Source organism: Enterovibrio qingdaonensis (assembly GCF_028683135.1).
Lineage (GTDB): Bacteria > Pseudomonadota > Gammaproteobacteria > Enterobacterales > Vibrionaceae > Enterovibrio > Enterovibrio qingdaonensis.
On the sequence record NZ_JAJUBB010000069.1, the window covers coordinates 1 to 571 of the forward strand.

Annotated in this window: 1 protein-coding gene; it reads right to left on the bottom strand. The window is 42.6% G+C overall.

Annotated features, from left to right (window positions below; translation table 11 throughout):
* Window positions 1-54 precede the first annotated feature (54 nt).
* The coding region (locus LRP49_RS25155; RefSeq protein WP_274146413.1) for a DUF2199 domain-containing protein at window positions 55-571 on the bottom strand (517 nt) is incomplete at its 5' end.

Consider the following 571-nt stretch of genomic DNA (forward strand, 5'->3'; position numbering starts at 1 on the left):
CAAAGCAGCGAGCGCCGTTTTTTGGCGTCCGCTGACTTTGCTTGTTAAATGGCATTACCGACATAAGTCTGAATACTCACTAGCACGATGTATAGTAATACCGCTTTGCTGCTCTTTATAAAGAGAACAAGCTTCATCTTTGACTATGGCCACAGGCCTTGATGTAGGACCAGTAAGCTGAATCATCACTTCTGCACTTTCTGCCCCGGTACTGAGGTGAACATTATTCGCAAGGAGACCCCTCATTGGCAGTTCATTTGCTTGTTCTTCATCATCCCAAAGCTCCCAAACCTTATTAAAGCTATTAGGTGAAATCTGGACCCAGACGCCTAAGCAATATTCCCGACCTGTGTCATGTACCGGTAAAGGCAAGATACAACGCAGATAAAAATATTCATCATCGCATACGACATAATCATTTGTGTATTTGCAAGTAGATGCTCTTTCTTCTTCATCCATGCAAGCAATATCATCAGGTAAACGATACGTGAGCTCAACATCATTTGCTGGAACCATTTTTTCGCAGCATGGACACTTTATTAATTCCTGCGACATACTTTCCTTTGCCATT